This window comes from Bacillus sp. DX3.1 (assembly GCF_030292155.1).
Classification (GTDB): domain Bacteria; phylum Bacillota; class Bacilli; order Bacillales; family Bacillaceae_G; genus Bacillus_A.
The window spans coordinates 5,172,508-5,178,618 of the sequence record NZ_CP128153.1 but is presented as its reverse complement, the minus strand read 5'-3'; the positions used below and the strand labels follow the sequence as shown (position 1 = coordinate 5,178,618).

General features: G+C 36.8%; 6 protein-coding genes. All 6 read left to right on the top strand.

Translation table 11 applies throughout. The annotated features are described in order from the left end of the window. The first annotated feature begins 563 nt into the window (after nucleotides 1–563). On the top strand, nucleotides 564–698 hold the full coding sequence (rpmH, locus tag QRE67_RS25925; protein ID WP_000831901.1) for a 50S ribosomal protein L34: 135 nt from the start codon (nucleotides 564–566) through the stop codon (nucleotides 696–698). 76 nt (nucleotides 699–774) lie between these two features. Beyond that, on the top strand, nucleotides 775–1,122 hold the full coding sequence (rnpA, locus tag QRE67_RS25920; protein WP_286123010.1) for a ribonuclease P protein component: 348 nt from the start codon (nucleotides 775–777) through the stop codon (nucleotides 1,120–1,122). 58 nt (nucleotides 1,123–1,180) lie between these two features. Then, nucleotides 1,181–1,948 (top strand): YidC family membrane integrase SpoIIIJ, encoded by a 768-nt coding sequence (gene spoIIIJ, locus QRE67_RS25915; RefSeq protein WP_286123009.1) that lies wholly within the window; start codon nucleotides 1,181–1,183, stop codon nucleotides 1,946–1,948. After that, nucleotides 1,945–2,562, top strand: coding sequence for an RNA-binding cell elongation regulator Jag/EloR (gene jag / locus QRE67_RS25910; RefSeq protein ID WP_286123008.1), 618 nt, complete (start codon nucleotides 1,945–1,947; stop codon nucleotides 2,560–2,562). Before spoIIIJ ends, jag begins: the two co-directional genes overlap by 4 nt. Nucleotides 2,563–2,794: 232 nt before the next feature. Continuing rightward, complete coding sequence (gene mnmE, locus QRE67_RS25905) at nucleotides 2,795–4,171, top strand: tRNA uridine-5-carboxymethylaminomethyl(34) synthesis GTPase MnmE (RefSeq protein WP_286123007.1); 1,377 nt, start codon at nucleotides 2,795–2,797, stop codon at nucleotides 4,169–4,171. 46 nt (nucleotides 4,172–4,217) lie between these two features. Then, nucleotides 4,218–6,107, top strand: coding sequence for a tRNA uridine-5-carboxymethylaminomethyl(34) synthesis enzyme MnmG (mnmG, locus tag QRE67_RS25900; RefSeq protein WP_286123006.1), 1,890 nt, complete (start codon nucleotides 4,218–4,220; stop codon nucleotides 6,105–6,107). The last annotated feature ends 4 nt before the right edge of the window (nucleotides 6,108–6,111 follow it).

Genomic DNA, 6,111 nt, shown 5'->3' with positions numbered 1-6,111 from the left:
AGGTGTCCCTCCTTTACAAAGATGGTAGAAGAATAAGGTTGTGCAACAAATGTACAACCCAAAAAAATAACATTGTATATTTATACGAAACGTATTTTAAAACCTAAAAACGTCGTCTGTATACGAGATAGGATTTTCGACAAAAAACACATATGTGGACAACTATTTACCCACATGTGATTATATCTGTCCACATGTTATGCACAATTTGTGGATAAAATAGTAATGTGGAAAACTTGTTCAAGGTGAAAACACAACTATAATATCAAAAAAAGGTAGCGATAGCAATGTATTTCAAAAAGTTATCCACAAAATCAATACCTTGTGGAATAAACTTGTCCACAATACGATATACTGTGTAAAAGTGAAAAAATAATTTGTGGATATAAAAACGCAGAAAATATATTATCCACAATGAAATGAAGTGGTTGTGAAAAAAAGTGTGAATAGGTTCAAAATGAATATTTGATGAAAATTTTGAGAACCATTGACATTTTCCTAGGTAATTAACTATAATTTATTAGACTGTCTTTAACAGATATTCCTCAGGGAGGTGTCATATAATGAAAAGAACTTACCAACCAAATAAACGTAAGCGCAGCAAAGTACATGGTTTCCGCAGCCGTATGAGCACAGCGAACGGACGTAAAGTGCTAGCAGCTCGTCGTCGTAAAGGAAGAAAAGTATTATCTGCGTAGACCACTGATCGTTCAGTGGTCTTTTTTTCTAGTAATAATGAATTTCCGCTGATGAAATACAGGAGTGTCAATTGATATGAAGAAAAAGAACCGTATAAAAAAGAATGATGAGTTTCAGGCTGTTTTTCAAAATGGAAAATCGAATGCAAATCGGCAGTTTGTTGTGTATCAGCTTGAAAAAGCAAAACAACCATATTTTCGAATCGGTCTTTCTGTTAGTAAAAAGTTAGGGAATGCAGTGGTACGTAATCGAATCAAGCGTATGATTCGCCAAGCGATTACAGAATTAAACGATGAAATAGATTTTGGAAAAGATTTTGTTATAATAGCAAGAAAGCCTTGTGCAGATATGACATATGAACTATTGAAGAAAAGCTTAATTCATGCCCTAAAGCGCTCAGGTGTTAAAATAACAAACAAGTAGCACGGTAAAAGGGAAATGAATTACACTATATACATACCGAAACAAGGAGGAGCAGGCTGTGAAAAAAAAGATAGGCTTACTAGTCATGGTTGTTGCTTTAATGGCAATCGCTACTGGCTGTACTGAAACGAATCAGCCGATTACGCCGAAAAGTACGGGAATTTGGAATGAATATTTCGTATACCCGCTTTCTCAGTTAATCACGTATTTTGCAAACTTATTTGGTAGTAATTATGGTTTAGCGATTGTTGTTACAACTCTTATTATTCGTTTTGCATTATTACCACTAATGATTAAACAAACGAAGAGTACAAAAGCAATGCAAGCGTTACAACCAGAAATGGCGAAGCTGAAAGAGAAATATAGTTCTAAAGACCAAGCGACGCAGCAAAAGTTACAACAAGAAATGATGCAGTTGTATAAAACGCACGGTGTAAATCCATTAGCAGGTTGTTTACCAATCTTTGTTCAAATGCCGATTTTATTCGCATTTTATCATGCGATTATGAGAACGGAAGAGATTAGTAAACATACATTCTTATGGTTTGATTTAGGACAGGCAGATCCGTACTATATCCTTCCAGTGGTTGCGGCAATCACAACATTTATTCAGCAAAAACTTGCAATGGCAGGTACTGCTGGACAAAATCCGCAAATGGCAATGATGATTTGGCTTATGCCGATTATGATTTTAATCTTTGCAATTAACTTCCCAGCAGCATTATCCCTATATTGGGTAGTCGGTAATATTTTTGGTATTGCTCAAATGTATATGATCAAAGGGCCTGAAATTAAGGCTAGTAAGGCTGGAGGATCAAGCAAGTGAGTATAATTACTGCTAAAGGACAAACAGTCGAGAAGGCAGTACAAGAAGCATTAACACAACTAGAAGTCTTAAGAGATCAAGTAGATGTGAAAATTGTTGATGAGGGTAAGAGAGGGTTTCTAGGGTTTCTAGGAAGCCGTCCTGCTATCGTAGAAGTTGTATTGAAAAAAGATCCTATCCAAGAAGCCGAGCAGTACTTACAGAGTGTTGTTCAGGAAATGGGCGTGGATGTGATGATTACGAAAGAAGTAAAAGGCCGAGAAATCAAATTCACACTTTCTGGGAATGATGTTGGCGTATTAATTGGAAAAAGAGGTCATACATTAAATTCTTTACAATATTTAACAAAACTTGTTGCGAATCGTAGTACAAAGCAATATATTGGCGTGACAATTGATGCTGAAAACTATCGTAATAAAAGAAAAGATACGTTAGAATCACTTTCTTATCGATTAGCAAAACAAGTGATGGCTACAAAGAAAAATATTGTACTAGAACCTATGCCTTCTTTTGAACGAAAAATAATTCATCAAGCATTATCTAATCATCCGAACGTAATTACAACTTCTGAAGGTAAAGAGCCACATCGACATGTTGTAATATCTTCCAAATAAACCGGTTGCTCATTTGAGTACCGGTTTTTTTTTGAAAAAGAAAAATGAAATGTGGATAACTAAAAACCACTAAACTTATCCACTGTGAATAAGTTTAGTGGTTTTCACATGAGGACATAATAAAATGAGTTATTATTCTTTTGCAGATAGGTTCATTATGGTATCCTAATAGTTTAGTGAAGGAAAAAATCATGTTGAAATAGAGAGAAATAAACAAGTGAGGTGAAAGGACATGGATTTTGATACAATTGCTGCAATTTCCACGGCACTTGGGGAAGGAGCAATTGCCATTGTTCGAGTAAGTGGAGAGAATGCGGTTGAGCAGGTCAATCGCATTTTTAAAGGGAAAGATCTGACGAAAGTTTCTTCTCATACGATCCACTATGGTCATATTGTTGATTTAGATACGGATAAAATTATCGAAGAAGTAATGGTGTCCGTTATGCGGGCGCCAAAGACATTTACGCGTGAAGACGTAGTAGAAATAAACTGTCATGGTGGTCTTGTTTCTGTAAATAAAGTATTACAACTTATTTTGGCTCAAGGAGCTCGTTTAGCAGAGCCAGGAGAATTTACAAAGCGTGCATTTTTAAATGGACGCATTGACTTGTCTCAAGCAGAAGCTGTGATGGATTTAATTCGTGCAAAAACGGACCGGGCAATGAACGTGGCAATTAATCAAATGGAAGGGCGATTATCTAATTTAATCGGCCGTCTTCGTCAAGAAATTTTAGAAACATTAGCTCATGTAGAAGTGAATATAGATTATCCAGAATACGATGATGTAGAAGAGATGACGCACAATATTTTAATTGAAAAGGCTACGCATGTTCGTAGCGAAATTAAAAAGATATTGGAAACGTCTAAGCAAGGGAAAATTTTACGCGAAGGTATTGCAACGGCAATTATCGGAAGACCAAATGTAGGGAAGTCTTCGTTGTTAAACAGTCTCGTACAAGAGAAAAAAGCGATTGTAACAGATATAGCAGGAACGACTCGTGATGTAATTGAAGAGTATGTTAATGTACGTGGTGTACCGCTTAAGTTGATTGATACAGCTGGAATTCGTGAAACGGAAGATATTGTTGAGCGAATTGGTGTAGAGCGCTCAAAGGAAACGATGGAGCAGGCTGATTTAGTTTTAATCGTTGTGAACTATGGTGAAATATTAACAGACGAAGATGAGGAGTTATTCCGTGCTGTACAAGGAAAAGATTTTATTGTCATTGTAAATAAAACAGATTTACCACAGCACATTAACATGGAACGCGTTACACAGCTAGCGGGTTCAAGTCGTATAATTACAACTTCCCTAATTGAAGAAAAAGGTATAGATGAGCTAGAAACTGCTATTGCAGACCTCTTCTTTGAAGGGGCAATTGAGTCGGCAGATATAACGTATGTTTCTAATGCAAGGCATATCGGTTTATTAACGCAAGCAGAAAAGACAATTGGAGATGCAATTGAGGCAATTGAGAGTGGTGTTCCAATCGATATGGTTCAAATTGACATAACAAGGACGTGGGAAATACTTGGTGAGATTACTGGGGACACTGTCCATGAAAGTTTAATCGACCAATTATTTTCTCAATTCTGCTTAGGAAAGTAAAATATACACGTTTTAAAAGGATAGATGATCTTAGGAGGAATAAATAATGGGATACAATGCCGGTTCTTACGATGTCATAGTAATCGGTGCAGGTCATGCAGGATGTGAAGCTGGTCTTGCAGCAGCACGTATGGGTTCAAAAACATTAATGTTAACAATTAATTTAGATATGGTGGCTTTTATGCCATGTAACCCTTCTGTTGGTGGACCTGCAAAAGGGATTGTTGTTCGTGAAATTGACGCATTAGGCGGCGAAATGGGACGTAATATCGATAAAACTCATATTCAAATGCGTATGTTAAATACGGGAAAAGGACCAGCCGTACGTGCCCTTCGCGCACAAGCAGATAAATTTTCCTATCAACATGAATTGAAAAAAACAATTGAAGAAACACCCAATTTAACATTGAGTCAAGGTATGGTAGAACGTCTAATTGTAGAGGACAATGTATGTAAAGGTGTAATTACACAAGCAGGTGCTGAATATACAGCGAAAACGGTTGTTATTACAACGGGTACGTTTTTACGCGGTGAAATTATTATGGGGGATCTAAAATACTCAAGTGGTCCAAATAACCAACAACCTTCTATCACATTATCTGAGCATTTAGAAGAACTAGGTTTTGATCTTGTTCGATTTAAAACAGGTACGCCTCCTCGTGTAAATAGCAATACGATTGATTATAGCAAAACAGAAATTCAACCAGGTGATGAGAAACCTCGTGCTTTTTCTTTTGAAACAACAAAATTTATCATGGATCAAATTCCATGTTGGCTCACATATACGAGTGAAGAAACACATCGTTTAATCGATAGAAATTTACATCGTTCGGCTATGTATTCTGGTATGATTAAAGGAACAGGCCCACGTTATTGTCCTTCAATCGAAGATAAAGTGGTACGTTTCAATGATAAACCACGTCACCAAATTTTCTTAGAACCAGAAGGACGTAATACGCAAGAAGTATATGTACAAGGTTTGTCGACAAGTTTACCGGAAGATGTACAACGCGAAATGTTAAGAACGATTCCTGGTTTAGAAAATGTGGAGATGATGCGTACAGGTTATGCAATTGAATACGATGCAATTGTACCAACCCAACTTTGGCCAACACTCGAGACGAAGAAAATACAAAATTTATATACAGCAGGTCAAATTAACGGTACATCTGGCTATGAAGAAGCAGCAGGTCAAGGAATTATGGCTGGAATTAATGCAGCATGTCGTTCTTTAGGGAAAAAAGAGGTTATTTTAAATCGTTCGGATGCTTATATTGGCGTTTTAATTGATGATCTTGTTACAAAAGGGACAAATGAACCATATCGTCTCTTAACATCTCGTGCTGAATATCGTTTATTGCTACGTCATGATAATGCGGATCTTCGCCTGACGGAAATTGGTCATGAGATCGGCTTAATTCCTGAAGAACGCTATGGACGTTTTACAGTGAAAAAAGGAACGATTGAGACAGAAAAGGCACGTTTAGAGAGCATTATTATTAAACCGCGTCCTGAAGTACAGGAATTAATTCGTAGCATTGGTGGAAGTGAATTAAAAGACGGTATACGAGCAAGTGATTTACTACGTCGTACGGAAGTGACGTATGAGCATATTCGTCTTCTTGCGCCAAGTGAAGTGGAAATCAATGATGAAATCGCAGAGCAAGTTGAAATTCAAATTAAGTATGAAGGATATATCGAAAAATCTTTACAACAAGTGGATCGAATGAAGCGAATGGAGAATAAAAAGATTCCAGTTAATATTGATTATGATGCAATTTCTGGAATCGCTTCTGAAGCGAGACAAAAATTAAAAGATGTTCGTCCTCTGTCCATGGGGCAAGCATCCCGTATTTCCGGGGTAAACCCAGCTGATATTTCCATCTTACTTGTGTATTTAGAACAAGGAAAAATTGCGCGAGTATCGAACCAATAAATAG